The sequence below is a fragment of the Streptomyces sp. NRRL S-646 genome (assembly GCF_000720765.1).
Lineage (GTDB): Bacteria > Actinomycetota > Actinomycetes > Streptomycetales > Streptomycetaceae > Streptomyces.
Genome location: NZ_JODC01000016.1, coordinates 1 through 20,274 on the forward strand (window position 1 = coordinate 1; position 20,274 = coordinate 20,274).

19 protein-coding genes and 1 pseudogene are annotated in these 20,274 nt (G+C 68.9%); 8 read left to right on the top strand and 12 right to left on the bottom strand.

Annotation, left to right across the window (positions count from 1 at the left end; genetic code table 11):
* Both IH68_RS0136610 and IH68_RS0136620 read right to left on the bottom strand, forming a co-directional pair.
* Positions 1 to 396, bottom strand: a pseudogene (locus IH68_RS0136610) (RNA-guided endonuclease InsQ/TnpB family protein); the annotation flags it as partial.
* 413 nt (positions 397 to 809) lie between these two features.
* Positions 810 to 1,676: an alpha/beta fold hydrolase gene (locus IH68_RS0136620; RefSeq protein WP_051833933.1), complete on the bottom strand. Its 867-nt coding sequence runs from the start codon at positions 1,674 to 1,676 to the stop codon at positions 810 to 812.
* Positions 1,677 to 2,322: 646 nt separating this feature from the next.
* On the opposite strand from IH68_RS0136620, the gene IH68_RS51980 reads away from it, so the two are divergent.
* Positions 2,323 to 2,592, top strand: a complete 270-nt coding sequence (locus IH68_RS51980; RefSeq protein ID WP_030944165.1) for a hypothetical protein — start codon at positions 2,323 to 2,325, stop codon at positions 2,590 to 2,592.
* Positions 2,593 to 3,282: 690 nt separating this feature from the next.
* On the opposite strand, the gene IH68_RS0136630 is transcribed toward IH68_RS51980, so the two are convergent.
* Positions 3,283 to 4,134, bottom strand: coding sequence for an alpha/beta fold hydrolase (locus tag IH68_RS0136630; RefSeq protein WP_030944168.1), 852 nt, complete (start codon positions 4,132 to 4,134; stop codon positions 3,283 to 3,285).
* A gap of 29 nt (positions 4,135 to 4,163) precedes the next feature.
* The gene (locus tag IH68_RS59250) at positions 4,164 to 4,298 is read right to left on the bottom strand and encodes a hypothetical protein (protein WP_267883766.1); all 135 of its coding nucleotides are present in this window, start codon (positions 4,296 to 4,298) and stop codon (positions 4,164 to 4,166) included.
* A gap of 312 nt (positions 4,299 to 4,610) precedes the next feature.
* Here IH68_RS59250 and IH68_RS0136635 point away from each other — a divergent pair, with 312 nt between their 5' ends.
* Positions 4,611 to 5,216, top strand: a complete 606-nt coding sequence (locus tag IH68_RS0136635; protein WP_030944171.1) for a TetR/AcrR family transcriptional regulator — start codon at positions 4,611 to 4,613, stop codon at positions 5,214 to 5,216.
* 638 nt (positions 5,217 to 5,854) lie between these two features.
* On the opposite strand, the gene lpdA is transcribed toward IH68_RS0136635, so the two are convergent.
* Positions 5,855 to 7,267 carry a dihydrolipoyl dehydrogenase gene (gene lpdA, locus IH68_RS0136645; RefSeq protein ID WP_030944174.1) on the bottom strand — a complete coding sequence of 471 codons (1,413 nt, stop codon included), beginning with the start codon at positions 7,265 to 7,267 and terminating at the stop codon, positions 5,855 to 5,857.
* A 127-nt stretch (positions 7,268 to 7,394) separates the two neighbouring features.
* On the bottom strand, positions 7,395 to 7,565 hold the full coding sequence (locus tag IH68_RS57350) for a hypothetical protein (protein ID WP_199931966.1): 171 nt from the start codon (positions 7,563 to 7,565) through the stop codon (positions 7,395 to 7,397).
* Between the two features lie 138 nt (positions 7,566 to 7,703).
* Here IH68_RS57350 and IH68_RS59550 point away from each other — a divergent pair, with 138 nt between their 5' ends.
* Complete coding sequence (locus tag IH68_RS59550; protein ID WP_324607695.1) at positions 7,704 to 7,766, top strand: hypothetical protein; 63 nt, start codon at positions 7,704 to 7,706, stop codon at positions 7,764 to 7,766.
* A gap of 52 nt (positions 7,767 to 7,818) precedes the next feature.
* Here the strand turns inward: IH68_RS59550 and IH68_RS0136655 are convergent, their stop codons facing one another.
* A complete protein-coding gene (locus tag IH68_RS0136655; protein WP_051833905.1) occupies positions 7,819 to 8,328 on the bottom strand; it encodes a winged helix-turn-helix transcriptional regulator in 510 nt (169 codons plus the stop codon).
* A 159-nt stretch (positions 8,329 to 8,487) separates the two neighbouring features.
* Between IH68_RS0136655 and IH68_RS0136660 the strand changes: the two genes are divergently transcribed.
* Positions 8,488 to 9,501 (top strand): NADP-dependent oxidoreductase, encoded by a 1,014-nt coding sequence (locus IH68_RS0136660; RefSeq protein WP_030944181.1) that lies wholly within the window; start codon positions 8,488 to 8,490, stop codon positions 9,499 to 9,501.
* Positions 9,502 to 9,930: 429 nt separating this feature from the next.
* Here the strand turns inward: IH68_RS0136660 and IH68_RS0136665 are convergent, their stop codons facing one another.
* Positions 9,931 to 10,941, bottom strand: a complete 1,011-nt coding sequence (locus IH68_RS0136665; protein WP_030944184.1) for an enoyl-CoA hydratase/isomerase family protein — start codon at positions 10,939 to 10,941, stop codon at positions 9,931 to 9,933.
* 500 nt (positions 10,942 to 11,441) lie between these two features.
* Here IH68_RS0136665 and IH68_RS0136670 point away from each other — a divergent pair, with 500 nt between their 5' ends.
* Entirely contained in the window at positions 11,442 to 12,422 is a 981-nt protein-coding gene (locus IH68_RS0136670) for a serine hydrolase domain-containing protein (RefSeq protein WP_030944187.1), read from the top strand.
* A 34-nt stretch (positions 12,423 to 12,456) separates the two neighbouring features.
* On the opposite strand, the gene IH68_RS56630 is transcribed toward IH68_RS0136670, so the two are convergent.
* Positions 12,457 to 12,621, bottom strand: coding sequence for a hypothetical protein (locus IH68_RS56630; RefSeq protein ID WP_159403775.1), 165 nt, complete (start codon positions 12,619 to 12,621; stop codon positions 12,457 to 12,459).
* A gap of 289 nt (positions 12,622 to 12,910) precedes the next feature.
* On the opposite strand from IH68_RS56630, the gene IH68_RS0136680 reads away from it, so the two are divergent.
* Positions 12,911 to 15,679, top strand: coding sequence for a hypothetical protein (locus tag IH68_RS0136680; protein WP_030944189.1), 2,769 nt, complete (start codon positions 12,911 to 12,913; stop codon positions 15,677 to 15,679).
* Between the two features lie 110 nt (positions 15,680 to 15,789).
* On the opposite strand, the gene IH68_RS0136685 is transcribed toward IH68_RS0136680, so the two are convergent.
* Complete coding sequence (locus IH68_RS0136685) at positions 15,790 to 17,682, bottom strand: amidohydrolase (RefSeq protein ID WP_234341714.1); 1,893 nt, start codon at positions 17,680 to 17,682, stop codon at positions 15,790 to 15,792.
* Between the two features lie 101 nt (positions 17,683 to 17,783).
* On the opposite strand from IH68_RS0136685, the gene IH68_RS0136690 reads away from it, so the two are divergent.
* Positions 17,784 to 18,836, top strand: coding sequence for a LacI family DNA-binding transcriptional regulator (locus IH68_RS0136690; protein WP_051833906.1), 1,053 nt, complete (start codon positions 17,784 to 17,786; stop codon positions 18,834 to 18,836).
* A gap of 155 nt (positions 18,837 to 18,991) precedes the next feature.
* Complete coding sequence (locus IH68_RS0136695; RefSeq protein ID WP_030944198.1) at positions 18,992 to 19,249, top strand: transposase; 258 nt, start codon at positions 18,992 to 18,994, stop codon at positions 19,247 to 19,249.
* A 3-nt stretch (positions 19,250 to 19,252) separates the two neighbouring features.
* Here the strand turns inward: IH68_RS0136695 and IH68_RS50480 are convergent, their stop codons facing one another.
* Positions 19,253 to 19,654: an NUDIX domain-containing protein gene (locus IH68_RS50480; protein WP_234341715.1), complete on the bottom strand. Its 402-nt coding sequence runs from the start codon at positions 19,652 to 19,654 to the stop codon at positions 19,253 to 19,255.
* 142 nt (positions 19,655 to 19,796) lie between these two features.
* Entirely contained in the window at positions 19,797 to 20,264 is a 468-nt protein-coding gene (locus IH68_RS0136705; RefSeq protein WP_159403776.1) for a hypothetical protein, read from the bottom strand.
* Between the last annotated feature and the right edge of the window lie 10 nt (positions 20,265 to 20,274).

Below are 20,274 nucleotides of genomic sequence, written 5' to 3' on the forward strand. Positions count from 1 at the left end.
CGGCTGGGCCTTCTTCAGCTTCTTCTCCGCACGCCGCAAAAAGCGCGGAGAGTCGATCTTCGTGCCGTCGGACAGGACCGCGAAGTGGGTCAGGCCGAGGTCGATGCCGATGGTGCGGTCGGTCTCCGGCATCCGCATCGCGTCGACGGCCGGGTCGGTGTCGACGACAAAGGAGGCGAAGTACCTGCCGGCCGCGTCCTTGATGACGGTGACGGACGTGGGGGCGGCGGGCAGGGTGCGGGACCACCTCACCTTCACCGCGCCGATCTTCGGCAGGTTCAGTCGGCCGCTGCCGGTAATGTTCCAGCGGGCATTGGCGGTGAACCGGATCGACTGCCGCGCGTCCTTACGGGACTTCAACCGTGGTGCTCCCACCTTCGGTCCCTTGGTACAACCTGAAGGCGTACCGAAGATGCACGCGGTAATCGTACGAACACACGACACCCGACGTCGCCGGGAACATCCGTTCCCCGCCTCACTCCCCTCGCCCGCACCGTCCGGCTCCGCCGGAACGACACTGCGGCGCTCGGCGCCACAATCACGAGATCGGCTTCACCGCCGGCGTGAACGCCGATGCACTGCCGATGAAGCCCGATAGCGGCAGCGCACTCCTGGGCCCGACGCCCGGACCGGACGGCGACCACACCGGTCTCCGCGTCGTCATCCTGCACGACAACCGGCTCAGCGCCGTTTGACCGAGAAGTGAGCAGGCCGGTTACGTCGAACAAGTGACGAGAGCCGTGACGCCCGCGGGGCGTCACGGCCCTGAGTCAGCGTCCTCGGCCCGTTCGACAGACCGCACCGCGGCCCTACGGCCGGCCGAAAAACTCGAGCGCCGTCGGCACGAACTGCTCGTGGTACTGGAAGATGCCGCCGTGGCCGCCGTCGGGGTAGATCACCAGCTCGGCGTTGGGCAGTCGCCGGGCCAGGTCGTACGAGTTCGACGTCGGAACCATCCTGTCGTCGTCGCCGTTGGCGACGAGCACGGGCTGCTTGATGACGGACAGATCCTGCGGCTTTGCCAGCCCCCAGCGGTGGATGGCCTTGAGCTGAGAGAAGTAGGAGGTGAGGCGGATCGCCTTGTCCCGGTCCTGGGTGCGCTCCTTGAGGCGGGCCAGGAACTCCTTGCCGGCCCGAATCCCGTTCGGGGTGCGGGTGAAGAAGAGGAACTGCTTCACGTCCTGAAGGGTGAGCAGCGCCCGGACGGTGTCGAAGTGGGAGATCCGGGTGACGTTCTTGATGCCCTCGCCGCCGGCCGGACCGGTGCCGGCGAGGATCAGCCTGCGGATGAGCTGCGGGTCGGTCTGGGCGATCACCTGGGCGATCATGGCGCCCATCGAGAAGCTGAGGACGTCCACCTGCTCGAAGCCCAGCGCCCGGATGAAGGTGACGGAGTCCCTGGCCATCTCCTCGATGGTCTTCGGCGTCACGCCACTGGACGCGCCCACGCCCCTGAGGTCGAACGTGATCACCCGGTGCTTGGCGGCGATGCCGTCCACGACCCGGGGGTCCCAGTTGTCCAGGACCGCGGCGAGGTGGGTGATGAAGATGACCGGCATGCCGGTCCGGGGGCCGAGATCGCGGTAGGCGAAGGTCACGCCGTCGGCGGTGACGGTGCGGGTCTGCGCGTTCTTGTATGACGTCACCACGTCGCCCTGTGTTTCGCGTGCGTTCACGGTCGTGCCCTTCGATGTGTGGGTCACCGCCACTGTGCGCGAATTTCTGCTTCCTCGCAGGTGGGCGCAGAGCGGTTCCCGGTCTCCCGGCTGCGGCTGCAGTCCGGGGTCGGCGGTCAGAGAAGCCCGGGAAGCGGGAAACCCCTTGGATCAGGTCCCTGAACAACCCGTCGACTATTGAAGTATGACCGTAATTCCATCAGGGTGCAAGAGGGTCGGCCGAACGGAATGCACAGCTGCGGAATCACGGGTTCCACGGGCGTCGGGGTGCACCAGCACAGCAAACCACCAGGGCAGGAGCGGCTTACCTACGCCGACGGCCACGAGACGCTGGTCGTGGCCGGCGAGCCGTGGCCGTCCGACCCCGGACCGGGGACAGCCGACGATCTGTACGACGGTTTCAGGCCTTCGATGCCCGGCGTGAGAACGACGCCTGGCTGTGCCCCGGATTCCAGGACGAGGACTGGACCGGAGTGCGCACCGTGGACCACGACGACGTCCGCCTCAGCCCCGAACCCCCGCCACCGCTGCGGCGCAACTTCGGCCTGCACCCGCAGCGGACCTGCTGCAGCGCTTGCGGCGCTCGTCGGCAACACCGTTGGCTGGCCTGATCGGGGAAGGCCGCTCCACGGCGACGCTGGAGCTCGTGGGACGTCAGATCGCACTCCTCGACGCCCTCCGGAAGCTCGACCGGCCCTTCGTCGTCCTGGTCCGGGGCAAGCCCTCGATCCTGCCCGCCCGGGCACTCGGCGCCGACGCCATCGTCCAGGCATTCACCCCGGGGATGCAGGCGGTCGGGCGGTCGCCGAGCTCTTGCTCGGGCGCACCGAGCCGAGCGGGCGGCTGCCGGTCCCGTACCGACCAGGGCCGGGGCCGGGGTAGCACGGCTACAGGTGCGCCGATCGCGCCGATCTGACACAGGATCCACTGTTCGCATTCAGCGAGGGCCTCAGCTGCACGGCGGTGCAAGACTCGGCCCCGACGATCCAGAATCCGTTGTCACGTCCACAGGGACGCTGCGGGCCACGGTGACACCGACGAGGACGGGCCGCCGCCCGGCACGGAAGACTGTGCAGGCGCATGCCCGCGCCCGCGTCACGCGCGTGACGTGGACCGCTCGCCAAGTGAAGGCCTTCACCCAGCCTGCGTCGAGCCGGGCGAACGGGCGAGGTGATGATCCTCTTTCTCGCCGGTGACTGCACCATCGTCGTCGTTGGGGACGCCGCGTCGTCGGACCGGGTGAGTTCGATCTCCTGCTCGGCAGCAGCTCACGCATCGAGGACCCCGCGGTGCCGCCTTCACACAACATTGCATGCCGCCGAAAGTCCGGGTCGCCGACCACCGCCGGCGGCGGGAGCAGACCCGCGGACCCCTGTCCGCAGGACAGGCACGAGGTGACGGCAGGCGGACGACCAGTAATTCGTGCCGCCTGTCGTGTCGAGGAGCGCTCAAGAGGTCGCGTCGCCGGTGCGCACCGACTGCCCAGGCTCGACGGTGAGGACGGCCGGAGCCGTGCAAGCGCCGCCTCACGGCTGCGAGGCGGCGCTTGCACGATGGCTGACCGGCCGTCGCCCGGGGTTCGGGATCGGCAGTGCGGTCGGCGTCTTCAGGCGGCGAGGAAGTCGGCCACCTGCTTGGTGAAGGCCTTGGCGTGCTGGAAGAGGAAGGCGTGGCCGGCGTCGCCGTAGAGGAGGAGGGTGGCGTCGGCCAGGTGCTGGACGGCGACGTAGGACGCGTGGGCGGGGACCATCACGTCGTGCAGGCCGTTGGCGTACAGGACGGGGTGCTGGATGGACTCCAGTTCGGCCTGTACGTCGTCGAAGGGGGCTGCAAGGAGCTGGCCGATCGCGGCGAGCATGCCCTGCGCCGCCGCCTCGGAGACAGCGGGGCCAGCGGCGGCGAGCCGGGTCGCGACGTGGGCGAAGTGCTCGTGACCTGAGGCGCGGGCCGCGTCCGTCTCCGGGTAGAACAGGTACAGCATGTCCTCCTGGTCGGCGTCGGGCTTGGCCATGATGCCCAGGACCTTCTCGCTCGCCTCCGGCGCACCGGGCACCCAGCCGGTCGGGCCGCTGCCCGCCACGATGATCTTGCGCACCAGCTCCGGGCGCCGCGCGGCCAGGCGCTGGGCCACGAAGCCGCCCAGGGACCAGCCGAGCACGTCGGCCTGAGTGAGGCCGAGGGCCTCGATGAACTCGGCGGCGCCCTCGGCGAATCCGTCGAGGGAGTCGCGCGGCTCGCCGGTGGTATAGCCGACGCCGACATTGTCGAAGACGATCACGTCCTGGTCGGCGGCCAGGTAGTCCAGGAACTCCGGGTCCCACCAGTCGATGGTCGCCCGGAACCGCTGCAGCAGGACCAGGGGGACACCGCCCTGCGGACCCATGCGCCGGTAGGTGAAGGTCGCGGAGGGCCCCTCCACGGTGAGGTTCTCGGCCTTGTCTGCCAGATAGGTGCTCATGACGTCCTTCTCTTGTGAGCGAGTGCCCGTCATGTCTCGCGGGTCTGCTCACGCAGCACACCGAGACATGCGGGGCCTGCGGGGTCGCTGCCCTTGGCCGGCGCCCCATGCGGCGAGCCAGGGGTGTGGATCAGGCCGGTGATCTGCTCGGATCGCTCGGTCACCGGCTCGCTCCGATCACCCCGGAATCCATCGCGCCGAGCCGCCGGACAATTATATTATGTCCATAATACTAAGCAGGGCGACTCAGGCGCGCAAGGGGGGTTCCCGTGGTGAGCGGAGCCCACAGTCCGGCCACGGGAGGGCCTGCGAACCGGCGGCAAGCGGTCCGGCGCGGCGGGGACCGAGGGGCGGCCAGCCCTGCACCGGCCACGAAGGCGCCGGAATCCGGGGTCATTGAATTACGTTCACAATACAATACATTGGAGGAGCCGCCGGAGGGCGAGCGGCCCACTCGGCGCGCAGAGGAGTGTGCGGTGCGATACAGGAAAGAGCACAAGCAGGCCACCAGGCGGAGGATCATCGAGACGGCGGGCCGCCGCTTCAAAGAGGACGGCATCGACGGCTCGGGCATCACGGCACTCATGAAGGACGCCGGGCTGACCAACGGCGCCTTCTACACCCACTTCACGTCCAAGGACGACCTGGTGGCCACCACGATCGCCGACCAGCTGCAGGCCCAGAACGCGAGCATCGTCGCGCACGCACAACCGGGCCGCGCCGGCCTCGAACAGATCGTGCGCTGGTACCTGTCCCCCTGGCACCGTGACAGCCGTGACGTCGGCTGCCCCTCCGCCGCCCTGCTCGACGAGATAGGGCGCTGCACACACCCGACCAAGCAGGCGTACACCGAGGGCGTACTGGTAGTCGCCGACGGCATCGCCGCCCGCCTGGCGCCCGACGACCCGCTCTCGGTCCGCCCCATGGCACTCAGCTCCTACGCCATGATGGCCGGCACACTCCAGCTCTCGCGGGCCCTCGCCGACCCGCAGCTCGCCGACCAAGTCCTCGACCAGGGCATCCACAACGCCCTCGCGCTCCTGGGCATCGAACACGAAGGGGACACCAGGACGGCGCACTGACCGGCGTACCACAGACACTGCGGAGCGCGCACCGCACCGCACATGCCGCGCCAACTCCTCATCTGGCGGCGCGACATCCCTACGGGAAAAGGCGTCCACTCGACACCCGGAGCCTGCACGCGGCCCCGTCCACCCGACACCCCTTCCCCCAGGGGCCTGAGGCTGCAGGCCATGGGCCCGAGCGGAGGCGATCTCACCACCATCGAATTCGCCGCGCTGCTCGGCCGGGAAGTGGACGGGTTCGTGCCGCCTCCGGCCCTCGTCCAGATCTGACCGCCCAACGCGGGGAACCAGGAAAACGACGCACACCACCCGACCCGCACATGTCACGGCTGCCGCCGGATTCCGCCTGCCACTTCTCCAGAGCACACCGCGACCTCGTCAGCGACGACCGCATCGCACACGACGTCTTCGGCGCCGCAGCCAACCGGATCGCGACCCAGCCAAGGTCGTGGCCAGGTCGTCGATCCCGTACACGGCGATCCTGCCGAGCCCTCCTGTTGGGGGAAGCCGGATACCCACCTGCTTGTGGTCACGCTGGATCGCCCCGCGCCAAAGAATCAGGGCCCTCGGAAGCTCGAGGGCGCGAAGCCGTCCGAGCCCCAACGGGCCCTGTTGCCACTGCGGCGAGGATCCCGCTACATGTTGATCATGTGGCCGGCCAGGCCGTGGACGGCTTCCTTGACTGCTTCACCGAGGGTGGGGTGGGCGTGGACATTGCGGGCGACCTCGTGGACCGTGAGGTCCCACTGCTGGGCCAGGGTCAGCTCGGGGAGGAGTTCGGTGACGTCGGGTCCGATGAGGTGACCGCCGAGGAGCTCGCCATACTTGGCGTCGCTGATCAACTTCACGAACCCGCTCGCGTCGCCCAGGCCATGGGCCTTGGCGTTCGCGGTGAACGGGAACTTGGCGACCTGCACGTCGAAGCCCTTTTCCCGCGCCTGCGCCTCGGTGTAGCCGAAGCTGGCGATCTGCGGCTGGCAGAAGGTGGAGCGCGGGATCATCACGTAGTCCAGCTCCATGGTCTCCGCGTCCGCGATCGTCTCGGCGGCAACCACTCCCATGGCCTCGGCGGCGTGCGCGAGCATCAGCTTCGCGGTGACGTCGCCGATGGCGTAGATGTGCGGAACCGAGGTGCGGCAACGGCCGTCGACATCGATCGCGCCGCGTTCGGTGACCCGCACGCCGGTGTTCTCCAGGCCGTAGCCGGTGACGTTCGGCGCGAAGCCGATCGCCTGCAACACCTTGTCCGCCTCCAGGACCTGCTGCGCGCCGTCCTTACCGGTGACCGTGACCCGGACCTGCGCGCCCGACTCGTCGATCGACTCGACACGCGTCGAGGTCAGCACCTGGATCCCCAACTTCCGGTACTGCTTCGCCAGTTCGGCGGAGACCTCGACGTCCTCCAGCGGGGCGATCCGGTCCAGGAACTCGACGATCGTGACCTTGACGCCGTAGTTGTGCAGCACGTAGGCGAATTCGACGCCGATGGCCCCGGCGCCCGCGATCACGATCGACTGCGGCAGGTCCTCGGCGAGGATTTGCTCCTCGAACGTCACCACGCGCGAGGTGCGTCGAGTGCCGGGCAGCAGTTTGGGGGTGGCACCGGCGGCGATGATGCAGTGGTCGAAGCCGATGGTGCGGGTGTTGCCGTCGTAGTCGGCCACCTGGAGCGTGTGCGGGTCGAGGAACGTGCCGCGACCGCTGATCTCCGTGATCTTGTTCTTTTTCATCAGGAAGTGGACGCCCTTGACCCGGCCGTCCGCGACCTTCCGGCTGCGGCGGAAGGCCTCCCCGTAGTCGAAGGAGACCTCACCCTCGACCTTGATGCCGAAGGTCTTCGCCTCGCGCGTGAAGATGTGCGCGAGTTCGGCGTTGCGCAGCAGGGCCTTGGTGGGGATACAGCCCACGTTCAGGCAGACGCCGCCCCAGTACTTCTCCTCGACCACCGCGACGCGCTTGCCCAGTTGGGCGGCCCGGATGGCGGCTACGTATCCGCCGGGGCCCGCGCCGAGTACGACGACGTCGAAGTGGTCACCCTGCTCGTCCATGGACGGCTTCCTTTCCGCTGGGGCGGCCGGCTCCCGCGAGGGCCGAATCGCTCCCGATCGAACAACCTGTCATCAACCGGACGTCTGCTTCAGCGCCCCGGCGCGGTGATCTATGCCCGCCCAGTCATCATCGACGGCGGGCCGACGCCCCGTCGGCTTCGCGTACTCCGGCCTCGGCGGCACCGAGCCTAGGGGTGTCGAGGCCGAAGGCGGCGACCGGGCCGTGCGCACCGGGCTTGAGGACGGCATCCGGCTGAACCGCGCGGGCGGCGGCCCATGCCAGGAGGGACCCCGTCATCTCGTACGGATCGGGTCCCGTGAGGGCAGTCGTGGCCAACGGCCGGCCCTGACTGTCGCGGGCGACGGCGATCACCAGGGAAATGCGCCCTGCGCTTCGTGGACCGCTCCCCCTGCCCGCATCCGCCGCTGGCGCTCCATGTCCCGCTGCGGCAACCGCACAAAGGTCCGTCTCCACCAGGCCGGGCCAGGCGGATCGTGAGTACACCCCGGCAGACTGACCCCCTCGAGCTCCTGGCGCCACCGCGCTCAGGTCACTCGGCGGGCCTCAGACGAAAGGCGGGGCCTGGGATGCTCTCGATGTCTTCCGGCTCTACGGCGTGGCCCCGTTCGCAGCGGATCTGGGTGTCGACGTGCGCCCCGCATCCACGGTGCCGCGCCAGCATGGCCGGGCCCTCGGGGTCCGCGCGGTAGCGGTCACCCCACTGCAGGAGCCCCATCACGGCCGGGACCAGGCCCATGCCCTTGGGCGTGATCACATACTTCGGCCGGCTCCGCGAGCCCGGCTCCTTGTAGGCCTCGGTGGCCAGGATCCCTTCCTCCACCAGCATCTTGAGCCGCGCCGCGAGGAGGTTGCGAGGACAGCCCAGAACACGTTCGAACTCTCCGAAACGGGATGATCCATACCAGACCTCGCGCAGGATCAGGATCGTCCACTTCTCACCCACGACCTCAAGGGTCCGGGCGATCGAGCAGTTCGACGTGTCCCGGTCCAGGCGGGGGTCCCTGCCGGCGTCCTGAAGAGTTTCGGTCCTCGCATCCATGCAGTGATACTAACCCCTCCTGAGTTTACTTTTCTATACTCAGCCAGTAGCGTCATGACCAGCAGCTCCCCCGGCCGCACGCGAGAAACGGGCACACAAGGGGACCTGCCCGAAGAATCACATCGAGCACCGGAACACCCACACAGAAAGGCCGCCGGCATGAAGGCGTTCGTCGTCGAGAAGTACGGCAAGGACGGCGTACGCGCCGCAGAGGCACCCGAGCCCACCGTCGGAGACCGCGACGTCCTGGTCAGAGTGCGCGCCGCCGGCATCAACCCGCTGGACAAGATGGTCCGCAACGGGGAGTTCAGGCAGATCCTGAAGTACAAGCGCCCGTTCGTGCTCGGCCACGACGTGGCGGGCGTCGTGACACAGGTCGGCTCCGCCGTACACGGCTTCAAGGTCGGCGACGAGGTCTACGCCCGCCCGCGCGACCTGCGGGTCGGGGGCTTCGCGGAGTTCATCGCGATCGACGCGGACGATGTCGCCCCCAAGCCGGCCTCACTCTCCCTGGAGGAGGCGGCTGCGGTGCCGCTGGTGGCCCTGACCGCCTGGCAGATCCTCGTCGAGCGCGCGCACGTGAAGCCGGGGCAGAAAGTGCTCGTCCACGCCGGAGCCGGCGGCCTCGGGTCGACGGTCATCCAGCTCGCCAAGCACCTCGGCGCCACGGTGGCGACGACCGCGAACACCAGGTCCGACGAGCTGGTCAGGAGCCTTGGCGCCGACGTCGTCGTCGACTACACCAAGGAAGACTTCTCCAAGGTGCTCTCGGGCTACGACCTGGTGCTGGACTCCCTGGGCGGGGCGAACCTCGAGAAGTCACTGACCGTACTGAAGCCCGGCGGCCTGGCCATCAGTGTCGTCGGCCCGCCCGACGCCGGTTTCGCCAAGCAGCTCGGCGCCCCCTCCGTCCTGGGCCTGGTCATGAACACCCTCAGCCGCAAGATCCGCAAGCAGGCAAAGAGGCTGGGCGTGCGCTACGAGTTCCTCTTCATGCAGGCCAACGGCTCCCAGCTGCGCAAACTCGGCGCCCTCTACGACAGCGGCAAGCTCCGCCCGGTCATCGACAGCACCTTCCCCTTCGACCAGACGCTCGAGGCGATGGCACACGTCGAGCAGGGCCGCACCAAGGCCGGCAAGGTCGTGGTCTCGATGGCGCCCGACAACGACTGAGACGCGCCCGGCAACAGCCCCTCCGCTCCGGCACGGTCATCAGAGGACGACCCCGTTGGCGGTCCACATCGCCACTATGTCGCGGAGAGCTGCAGTTGCAGGGGTTCGGGTCATTCGGCACGCCGTATGCCCGCGCACAGTGCGGCGTGCGGCTTCAGATGCCCGCGCGAAGTGTGCCCTGCCGCCCCACATCCCGGTAGATCGTTCCTCGCCACTATTCGGTCCAGAACGCGCGCAACCGCGAAAACGGTGGCACGCTGTCGCCGTGGTCGACGAGATCCGGCTCTGTACGGACGCGGTCAGACCGCTCGCATCAGCGGCCTACCGGTTGTCATGAACGGTACGGCTGCCGCATGCGTTCCCATTTCGTTGACGCGCGGCCCTCCTGCCCCCTCGCGCAAGGCTGTGTCCTGCTCACGGCGGACATGCTCAGGACGGCATCATCCGCCCGCCGAGCGACGCACGTTGCCAGGTGGGAGTGCGGTCCTTGTCGACCAGGGCGGCCCGGACGCCCTCCAGGAAGTCCGGCGTGCGGATGGTCGTGCGCGTGAGGGCGAGTTCGGCCTCCAGGCACTCGCGCAACGTGCGCTGTCTGCCTCGGGCCAGCAGAGCGTGAGTGATCTCCAGGCTCTGCGGCGAGGCGGACTCCAGGGCACCCAACGCGGCTGCCGCCCAAGGGGTGTCCAGGTGACGCAGGCGTTTGTCGATCTCGCCGAGGGTCGGCGCGCCGAAAGCCCAGTCCACGTCCCCGCGAACCTCCGCCAGTCTGCTCTGCGCCACCGGGGAACGGCCGGCGAGACGGTTCAGGACGACGTCCACCGGCTCATCGGGGCTGTCGGCCAGGGCGTCCCCCACCGTGTCCAGCAGGTCCGCGGGAACGAAATGCGTGGCCAGCCCCGTGTACAGGGCGTCGGCCGCGTCGACCCTCTGCCCGGTCAGTCCCAGGTACATGCCGATCGCGCCGGGCAGCCTCGGCAGAAAGTAGCTGGCCCCGATGTCCGGGAAGAACCCGATCCCGGTCTCGGGCATCGCCAGCACCGCGCGTTCGGTGACGACACGGAAGCCACCGTGGACCGACAGCCCCAGACCGCCGCCCATGCACAGGCCATCGATGAGCGACACGACCGGCACGGAATACTCGGCGATCCGGGCATTGAGCCGGTACTCGGAGGCGAAGAACCGCTCACTGGCCTCGACATCGCCGGCGAGGCTGTGCTCGCGGATCGTACGGATGTCCCCACCGGCGCAGAACGCCTTCGTGCTGGTACTGGCGAGCACCACGGCGGACAGCGGTGCGTGCTCCCATGAGACGAGCGCACGGTCGATGGCGGAGACCATGTCTGCGGTCAGGGCGTTGAGCGCCCTGGGCCGGTTCAACAGGATGCGGCCGACGCCCCGGTGGACGTCGGCGGAAATCTCGGCCGCAGCGGTATCAGGCATGGCTCGTCATCTCGTCCCCGCGGACCTGGCTGTCGTGGCCATCACGTTCCTTGACTCGCTGTCGGTGCCGCGGGCTTGAGGGGCAGGCACCAGGCACCTCAAGATCCTTGCACAAGGCGCGGAGCGGCTCGACGAGCTTACCGGCGGCCACGGCGGGGCTGCGGCACCGCCTTCGCCCCCCGCCCTGGGACGCGTTCGCCGCCGGTACCCCAGGCTCCAGGTCGAACTCATCACCGCGACACGGCAGTCGCCCTGCGCCCGTCCGGTTTCGATCCTGCTCTCGTCATCGGCGTTCCCTCCAGCAGCCGCCTTATGACCGAGCACCGCACCGACTGCACGACCTCGCAGTGGATCAGAGCGGACCACGTCTCACCTCCGGCCTCCAGGGCGCGGGCGACTGCGCCGTTGGACGTCTCCCCGGTCGAGACGGGGCCCGTCTCCGATGCCCACTGAAGCTCAATCAGGTTCGGCATTGACCGCGGCCGGGTTAGGCTGCGCCAATGTCGCGAGGGGACATTGACAAGATCGCCGAGGAAACCGGCTTCTCCGGTGTGGTCTGGATCGACCGGGCCGGCCAGATCGAGTTCGCGAAGGCCTACGGGCTGGCCAACCGCACGTACTGCATTCCCAACAGCCTGGACACCAGATTCGGCATCGCCAGCGGCAGCAAAGGGTTCACCGCCCTGGCCGTGCTCTCGCTGATTGGTGAGGGCGCGCTGGAACTGGGTACCACCGCTCGATCCCTGCTCGGCGAGGATCTGCCGCGGATCGCGGACGACGTCACCGTGGAGCATCTCCTCACCCATACCTCTGGCATCGGCGACTACCTGGACGAAGAGACCGACGCCGAGATCACCGACTACGTCATCGGTGCGGCGCACGAGCTGACCACCACCGAGGCTTTCCTGCCCCTGTTGGACGGCCATCCCACCAAGTTCCGGGCCGGTGAGCGGTTCTGCTACTCCAACGGTGGATTCGTGGTGCTCGCCCTGCTGGCGGAGCGGGCCAGCGGCGTCGGCTACCACGACCTGGTCCGCCAGCGGGTGCTCCGCCCGGCCGGCATGACCTCCACCGACTTCCTGCGCTCCGATGAGCTACCCGCTGACGCGGCCGTGGGCTACCTGCCCTTGGACGGGGTGGATCGCTCCAACATCTTCCACCTGCCGGTGCTGGCCACCGGTGATGGCGGCATCCACACCACCGCCGCCGACATCTCCACCTTCTGGCGCGCACTCTTCGCCGGCGACATCGTGGAGTGCGTCGACGAGGTGGTACGGCCGCGCCGGGACGTGCCCCACAAATCGAGGCGCTACGGCCTCGGCTTCTGGCTGCACGAGAGCACCGACACGGCGATCCTGGTCGGCTACGACGCCGGCGTGTCGTTCAAGTCCACCCACGATCCGCACACCGCCACCACCCACACCGTGCTCTCCAACACCTCGCCCGGCGCCTGGCCCATCGCCCGCGCGCTCACACCGTGACTGCCACCTGATCATCAAAGCGACGGCAGACGGCTCACGCGGCCCTGACGGCTGTGGTCGGCCGGGGTGCGGCCGCGGTGGGGTGGATGGGCTGCCGGGTGAGGCGGCGGGTCATCAACGTGACGGCCGCGAGGATGAGCATCGTGAGCCACTCCACGGGCGCATGGGGCAGGTCGAGTGCGGCAGGATAGATCACCAACGAGGCCCCCGAGCAGCGTGGTTGAGACGTCAGATATCTCGATCAACAGCTCGGGGGCCTCGCTCGTTGCGCTTCATGAACCGTCACCTGATCGGAGGCCAACTCGAAGAAGCTCAATGTGTACGGGGCGATCAGCGTCAAGGGTTAAGCGGAAGCTTCCCCCGGAAGGCATCATTCCAGCCAGTACCGGCCGGTAATCGATCACATTCGGTCGAAAAGCGGGGGTGGCTGTAAAGGACTGGTGACAGTGGGTCGAACGCCGTTCGGCCCTCACTAGGGTCCCAGAGCCATGGCACCCGTCTTCGAGCACGCGGACAAACTCTTCGCGCTGCTGCACAGCCTTGTTCGCCGGCCCAAGAAGGGGGAGTTCCCCGAGGCGACCGAGGGCCAGGACGGCCTGCCCGTCGTCATGCTGGTGGGCTACGAGGAGAGCGAACTCGCCGAGCTGGCCGAGACCATCGACAAGACGTCCTGCAAAGAGGCCCAACCGCCGCGCATCCCGCACAAGTTGATCAACGTGTCCGGGGTGCTCGCGACGATGAACGAGCAGCGCCCCGACCTGGAGGGCGACTGGCGGCGAGCCGAGCTGTACCGCCGGGTGCTGGTCGAACTGGCCATGGAGTTCGCCTCGCCCAGCAACAGCCCGGACGCCCGCGTCCAGTTCCGCCGCTTCGGGCTCGTCAACTGGCTGTTGGAGACCAACAACACGGCCGATCCGCTGCGCGGGCAGCCAGACCACGAGCTGCTGATGCGGCTGCAGACCCGGGAGCTCCAGCGCCGGGGCTTCTTCCGGGTACTGCGCAACCCGACCACCGAAGTCGCCCTGGAGGGTCGGGCGCCCTGGTGGGCCTGGATCCTGGGCCTGCATGTGCTGCCGGTGCTGTGGTTCAGGGCCTGGCGGGCGGTGGGCCCGGAGTACCGCTGGCTGCTGCGCCAGCCCTACATGGCTCCCCGTGACCCCGGCACCTTCGCCGGCTTCGCCCTGCGCCTGACCCAGCCGCGCTTCGAGCACGAGAACCCCGAGCAGGTCGGCAAGCTGCTCGTCAACGCATTCCTGGAGGACCTGAGGGTGGCCTACCGGCGCCGCATCTGGCGGCGGCGGGCCTGGCGTCGTACGACCTACTGCGTGGCCTTGTTGAAGGGGGTCAAGGAGGACAACTTCGGTCGGCAGCTGATCCGTTCACTCATCGAGGTGCGCATCGAAACCGGCGACTTCGACCCGCTGCTGGTCATCGGCACCAGCCAGACCCACGACTACGCGGGGCCTCAGTGGGGGCAGCTGGAGGACGACCTGGTGATGAACTGGGGTGCGCAGTTCGTCGCGGCCAGGCGTGGGCGCAGCGCCGAGGACTGGTATCTGCCCGTGCGGATACCTGCCACGCTGGACCCGGGGACCGACGCCTACACCCGGCATTCCAAGAACCTGCTGCCGAAACTGCAGTTCAGGCCCGAGCCGTCCCCGCGCTGGGCGCGTCGCCGCGTCACCGTGCTGGCCGTGGTCCTGGCGGTTGCGCTGGTGGCTGGTGCGGTCGGCTGGCGGCTCAACCCGGCACCTGAGGAGCGGTGGGAGCAGCAGCACTGCAAGCTGCCCCGGACCGATCCGGATGCCGCCACCGTGGAGACACGGGGGGCCGAGTGCGTCGGCGTCGCCCCGCACGGCTTCGCCTTCGGCTCCCAGGACGAGAGCCTGAAGAAGACGCTCAAGAAGATCGACGAGCAGAACAGGGCGGCCGAGGAGATGCACCGGGACGCCCCCGACCGGCGGATCGTCACGCTGGTCCACCTCTCGGCGCTGCTCAGCAGCCCCGGCAAGGGCAAGGCGGCCGGCCTGCTGTCGTATGCGCGGGAGGCGCTTCAGGGGGTCGCGAGCGCGCAGAAGCGGCAGCTGAACAGGACCGGCAGCGACGACCCGCTGCTGCGAGTCCTCCCGGCGAGCGCGGGCCTGAACATGCAGTACGGGCCCGAAGTGGTCGACATGATCGCGAAGATGATGCGCACCGACCCGACCATCGTCGGTGTCACCGGCCTCGACCAGAGTCGCAAGGCGACCATCACCACCATCCACCGGCTCACCCGGATCGGCCTGCCGATGGTGGCCACCACCCTGTCCGCGGACACTCTTCCCGAGGCCTCGCCGCTGTACTACCAGGTCTCCCCGCAGAACCGCCGGGAGGCCGCGGTCGCCGCCGCCTACGGCAAGCACCTGGTCGCGGACAGCCGCGGCAAGCTGAAGCCCCGGGTGCGTGTCGTCTACTCCGCCGACCCGACCGACGAGTACAGCAGCAACCTGCGGGCCGACGCCGCGACGTCCTTCCACGACGCCGGCTTCGAAGTCGAGCAGCAGGCCTACAAGCCCGCCTCCCCGTCCTCCGGAACTCCCAACGCCCCCGGAGTCAGCGAGGTCGGCGCGGGCACCTGTCACTACCCGGGCCTGATCTTCTTCGCCGGGCGCTCCGAGGACTTCGACACCGTCCTGTCCGCCGCCAACGACTCCTGCGGCAGCTCCGACCCGCCCACCCTCCTCGCCGGCGACGACATCGCGCGGCTCGCCGCCAACCCGGACCGGCGAGGCGCCTACCCGCGCATCCCGTACGACTTCCTGGACTTCACCCAGGGCGTCGGGTCCTGCGACGAGCCCAGCGACCTCTACACCATCATGCAAACGCTGTTCCCGGACGAGTGCAACCGTGTGGAAAACTCCTCCCTCGACGGGCACGCCGCGCTCGCCTTCGACGCGGTCAACCTCTACCTCAAGGCCGTCACCACGCTCCCCGGCCCCCCGAACCGGATGCCGATCACACCGGGCGCGGTGTGGAAGGCGCTGGGCAGCATCCATGGGGACAGCGCATTCGACGGGGAGAGCGGAAGCATCGACTTCGGCGGGGTGGTGGACCGCCAGGTACCGCTCGACAAGCTGATCTCCGTGCAGCGGGTGCAGGGGCCGAAGAGACCGAAGCAGATGGGGTTTTGCGGGGTGGCGGGCAGACAGCACCAGAACACCTGGTGTCCGGAATCGGAGGCGATCCAAGCGCCGGCGGACGCGCTGACGGCGGGGTGAGCACAAGCGGAGCCGAGGCCGTCCACAAGAAGCTGCGGCGGCCTCTCACGCCCTCCCGACCGCGCCCCGACCCTTGCTGGGCGGATCCGGGGCGCGTCGGTCTGTGTGGGTCAGTGCCCTTGGCAGCAGGAACCGCCCGATGTCCGGCCGGCGCTCTGCGCGCCGATACGCTGCGCCGCGTCCGCTCGGGCCCGTCCCGTTTGCGACTCGGCGTCGTGGACCACCCGTCCGGAGATCAGGGTGTAGTGGACCTTGGTGGCGCGGATCTCCTTCACGGGCACCTTGGTGATGTCCCGGTCGAGGACGATCAGATCCGCCCGCTTGCCCGGGCAGACGGTTCCCGAGCCCCCGTCGTGCAACTGGTGCGCCGCGCCCGCGGTGTGCATGACCAGCGACTGAGTGCGGGTCAGCCCTTCGCGGGCGTTGAGAGGCGGCTGGTTCTCCTCGGGGTTGCTGCGGTCGATGGCGGTGGCGATCTGGGTGAAGGGAAGCAGCGGGTCGACCGGCCAGTCCGAGCCACCGGCCAGCCAGGCCCCCGCCTTGGCCAGGCTGCGCGCCGGGTACAGGCGCGCGTACCGCTCCGGACCGATGTAGGGGCGCAGCGCGTCGTTCGTGAACGCGGACGGCATGGCCCACTGCAACTGCATGCTGGCCAGCACTCCGGCGCGGGCGAAACGCTTGTGGTCGTCGGGGTGCACCAGTTGGAGGTGGGCGATGGTGTGCCCTCGGGGAGGGCGGCCGGGGCGGGCGACGGCCTCGTAGGCGTTGAGGGCAGTGCGTACGGCGCGGTCACCGATGGCGTGGGCGTGCATCTGCCAGCCGTCCGCGTCCAGAGCGCGGACGAGGGCCCGGTAGTCGCGATCGCTGACGTGCATGGGGCCACGGTGGTCGGTCGGCCTGCCCTGGGCGTCCAGGTACGGATCCAGCAGGGCGGCGGTCTGCGCCGGGAACTCCATCACCCCGTCGAGGAACACCTTGACCGTGGTCAGCCGCAGCCTGTCCGGTCCGGCGAACCGCTTGCGCACGCCGCGCAGGAACTCGGCCGCCTCCTGGGGCTTCTTGGCGAGTTCCGCGTCGATCAGCAGCGCGGGGGTGATGCGCTGCGGCAGCACGCCCTTGGCCATGAGCTCGGCGTAGGTCGTGACGGACTCCTCGCCGCTGGCGGCGTCGAGGAAGGACGTGATGCCCGCGGACAGGAGCGCGCCGGCCATCTTCCTCTGGGCGGCGAGGATCAGGTCGGGACTCGGCGGAGGGATCACCTGGCTGACGAGTCCTTGGGCGTCGTCCGCCAGCAGACCGGTCGGTTCCCCGTCGGCGCCGCGGACGATCTTTCCGCCAGCGGGGTCGGGGGTGGTGCGGTCGACTCCCGCGAGGGCGAGTGCCCTGCTGTTGGCGAGGCTGTTGTGGAAGTCGGAGCCCTGCAGGTAGATCGGACGTCTGGTGTTCAGCGAGTCGAGCAGCGACTTGTCGGCCACGGTGCCCGCGGGCAGCAGGCCGACGGGGTTCCAGTCGGTCACCTGGAGCCAGCCGTCCGGTTCCTGCGCGGCCGTGGCGTCCAGCATCTCCTGGATCTTTGCGCGGAACTGCGGAACCGTCATGCTCGCATTGCCCAGTGACGGGTTCAGTGACTGCGCGGCCGCCCCGAGCGGGTGCATGTGCCCGTCCTGGATGCCCGGCATGACCGTACCGCCGTCGGCGTCGATGACGACGGTACGGCGGCCGATGCGACGTCGTATGTCCGCGTTGCTGCCGACTGCGAGAACCTTTCCGTCGGTGCCGACGGCCACCGCCTGCGCTCGCGCGCTGCCGGTGGTTCCGGTGAACACCCGCCCGTTCAGCACCACGGTGGCAACCCGCACCGGGGGCCGGCCAGTCGCGGCCCGGGCGGCCGTACCGGCACCGGCCACCGCGAGGGCACCCGCCCCGGCCGCGGCCAGGAACGTCCGCCGCTGCAGCGGGCCGCCCGCGGATCCTGCGGAGCGGCCGCCGAAGACATCTGACACCTCATCACTCCTCACCCGGCGGCCACACCGGCCGCCGTCGCCCGGTACGGTGTGTGATTAATGTCGTAACCACAAGCCGTCACAGGGCTGTTGGGGTACAGATGACGAGCTCGCGTGTCTGGCGGCGTCCCACGCTCAACGCAGTTGCCGCACGGGCCGGGGTGTCCACGGCCACGGTGTCGAACGCGCTCAACGGCACCGGACGGCTCTCCGAGGCGACCAGGCAGCGTGTGCTGGCCGCGGCACGCGAACTCGGATACGCCCCCGCCAGCACGGCCCGCGCCCTGGCCCGCGGCGCCACCGGAGTGCTCGGCCTGACCATGACGACATACGGCGACCTGCCCGTCCCGTACACCGAGATCCCGTACTACGCGGACCTGACGCTGGCCGCCATGGCAGCCGCCCACGAGCGCGGCTACCTGCTCACGGTGATGCCGAGTTCCCTGTCACCGTGGATGTGGCTGAACACACCGATGGACGGCGTCATCCACGTCGATCCGCGCGCCGACGACCCGGTGCGTGCCATCCTGCGGGAGCGTGGCATCCCCATGGTCTGCGACGGCCGGCCACCCCAGCCGCACTGGTACGACGCGTGGGTGGACACCGACTACGAAGCAGGCCTGCGCCTCCTGCTCGATCACCTCGTGGAGGCCGGCGCCCGGCGGATCGGGCTCTCCCTGCCCCTGCACGACGACGCGTACCCGCACCTGATCGCACAGGCATACCGGTCATGGTGCGACGAACACCGCATGCCCGCGCTCGTCGAAGAGTACGACTCGCTGCGCGACTACTTCACGGCCGAACAGGACGCGGTCGGCCGACTCCTCAAATGCGACCCACGACCGGACACCGTCATAGGTGTCTACTCCGACTCCGGCCACAACATCCTCGCCGCCGCACGGCACCACGGGCTTCGGGTACCGGGGGATCTGCTGGTGGCGTGCATCAGTGAGGATCCGGAGTACGCGATGACGACCCCGCCCCTCACCACGCTCAGCCTCCGCCCGGACCGGGTGGGCACCGAAGCGGTCGACCTGCTGATCGCTCTCATCAACGCCCGCAGCGGCGTGGATCGGCGACGGCTCGTGCAGCCGGCGCTGGCCCCTCGCCGGTCCACACGGCACCCGGTGCGGCGGAGGAACGGCACAGCGTGACCCCAGGGCCCCAGAACGCATCGGCGGGGCATGGCCTCGCTGGACAGCTTCATACGCATCTGCCGTGGACCTGGCGTGCCGTCGCTCATGCGCGGCATACCGGATGCCTGCCCCTGCACCTATCGGCACACGGAGCCGACCGCAAAGCCAACGCGATGCGCGCCGGCATCGAGAGCACCGTCAACGAGTTCGTCAACGGCCACGGCATGCGACAAGCCCGCTACCGCAGCCAGATCAAGACCCACGTCCAGCACGTCCTCACCGCCGTCGCCGTCAACATCGAGCGCGTCAAGGCGGAACTGACTACACCAACAGCTGAACGCCGACCTCGAACACCCACCGCCCCCCAGAACTTCCTGGACTGGCAACGCATCCCACGGCCCACCGCATGGCGCACCGCAGGAAAATCCTGACGGTCAGGATTGCGCGGTCCGGAACGCCAGATAGCGGCTGAAGGCTTCGTGACTGTCGGGGGTGAAGCGCCACCCCAGCAGGGCCGACCGCAGCTCCGGCTCCGTCAGCCAGCCATGCCAGGCGACCTCATCGGGATCGGGGACCACGGCATCCGACACCACGGCTTCGTGCACACCGAGCCAGTGAGGGCTCAAACCGCTGCGGTTGATGAACGTGAACAGCAAGCGCGGCAGCACACGAATGTCCAGCTCTTCAGCCAACTCCCGTGCAGCGGCCTGCTCATAGGACTCACCGACATCCACCGCGCCACCGACCACAACCTCGTAGAGCCCGGGGAAGCGCGACAGCTGCTCCGACCGCCGATGGACGAGGATCCGCTCACGCTCATCACGACACACCGTCACGGCGACACGGCGACACGGTGCAGCCAACCCTCAAGGTTCCGGCTGTAGTACGGGTACCGTGTCGAGAGGCGATCGTGTCGGCCGAGTTTCCCGTAGCTCAGGGAACGCACCCGAACCCGAACCCGTGGGGATCTACGTAGTTTTACGGATGTCGGCTGACCACGGCCTCAACGATGGTGAGTTCCACCCGGCGGGACGCCGTCTTCGGCGCCCAGGTCACTTCAGGGAGGAACTCGTGCTTGACGCTCTCGCCGAGGCATTCGCGGACGAGCAGCACTACGCTCCTCTCGCGGCGATAGCGGACCCGGGCCCGCGCTTCGCGCCCAGCCGGGTGCCGGCCGGCTGGTGCCGAACGGACCAGGAGATCACCCGCATGTCGTGCCTGAGGGAAGCCGGTCTGCACGCCGGACTCGCCGGACCGGCGTACTTCCTCGCCGACCACGCCGAACTGGCCGGTGGCGAGACCCGCCGCCACAACGCGGTCCGGACCGCCACCGGCCTGCTGAAGTACGCCATCCCGCACACTCATGGCGCCCTCTTCCTCGGCAAAGGTTCGCACCGCTTCAGCGCCGATTTGTACCAGCGGAGGGGCCGGGGTGCTGATTGGCACTGCACCGCGT

Coding starts and splice junctions, on each gene's coding strand:
- IH68_RS0136665 (WP_030944184.1), bottom strand. CDS start 10,941: ATGCCTGATACCGCTGCGGCCGAGATTTCCGCCGACGTCCACCGGGGC.
- IH68_RS0136690 (WP_051833906.1), top strand. CDS start 17,784: ATGACGAGCTCGCGTGTCTGGCGGCGTCCCACGCTCAACGCAGTTGCC.
- IH68_RS57350 (WP_199931966.1), bottom strand. CDS start 7,565: ATGACGGGGTCCCTCCTGGCATGGGCCGCCGCCCGCGCGGTTCAGCCG.
- IH68_RS0136670 (WP_030944187.1), top strand. CDS start 11,442: ATGTCGCGAGGGGACATTGACAAGATCGCCGAGGAAACCGGCTTCTCC.
- IH68_RS0136660 (WP_030944181.1), top strand. CDS start 8,488: ATGAAGGCGTTCGTCGTCGAGAAGTACGGCAAGGACGGCGTACGCGCC.
- IH68_RS0136655 (WP_051833905.1), bottom strand. CDS start 8,328: ATGGATGCGAGGACCGAAACTCTTCAGGACGCCGGCAGGGACCCCCGC.
- IH68_RS0136680 (WP_030944189.1), top strand. CDS start 12,911: ATGGCACCCGTCTTCGAGCACGCGGACAAACTCTTCGCGCTGCTGCAC.
- IH68_RS0136695 (WP_030944198.1), top strand. CDS start 18,992: ATGCGCGCCGGCATCGAGAGCACCGTCAACGAGTTCGTCAACGGCCAC.
- IH68_RS0136630 (WP_030944168.1), bottom strand. CDS start 4,134: ATGAGCACCTATCTGGCAGACAAGGCCGAGAACCTCACCGTGGAGGGG.
- lpdA (WP_030944174.1), bottom strand. CDS start 7,267: ATGGACGAGCAGGGTGACCACTTCGACGTCGTCGTACTCGGCGCGGGC.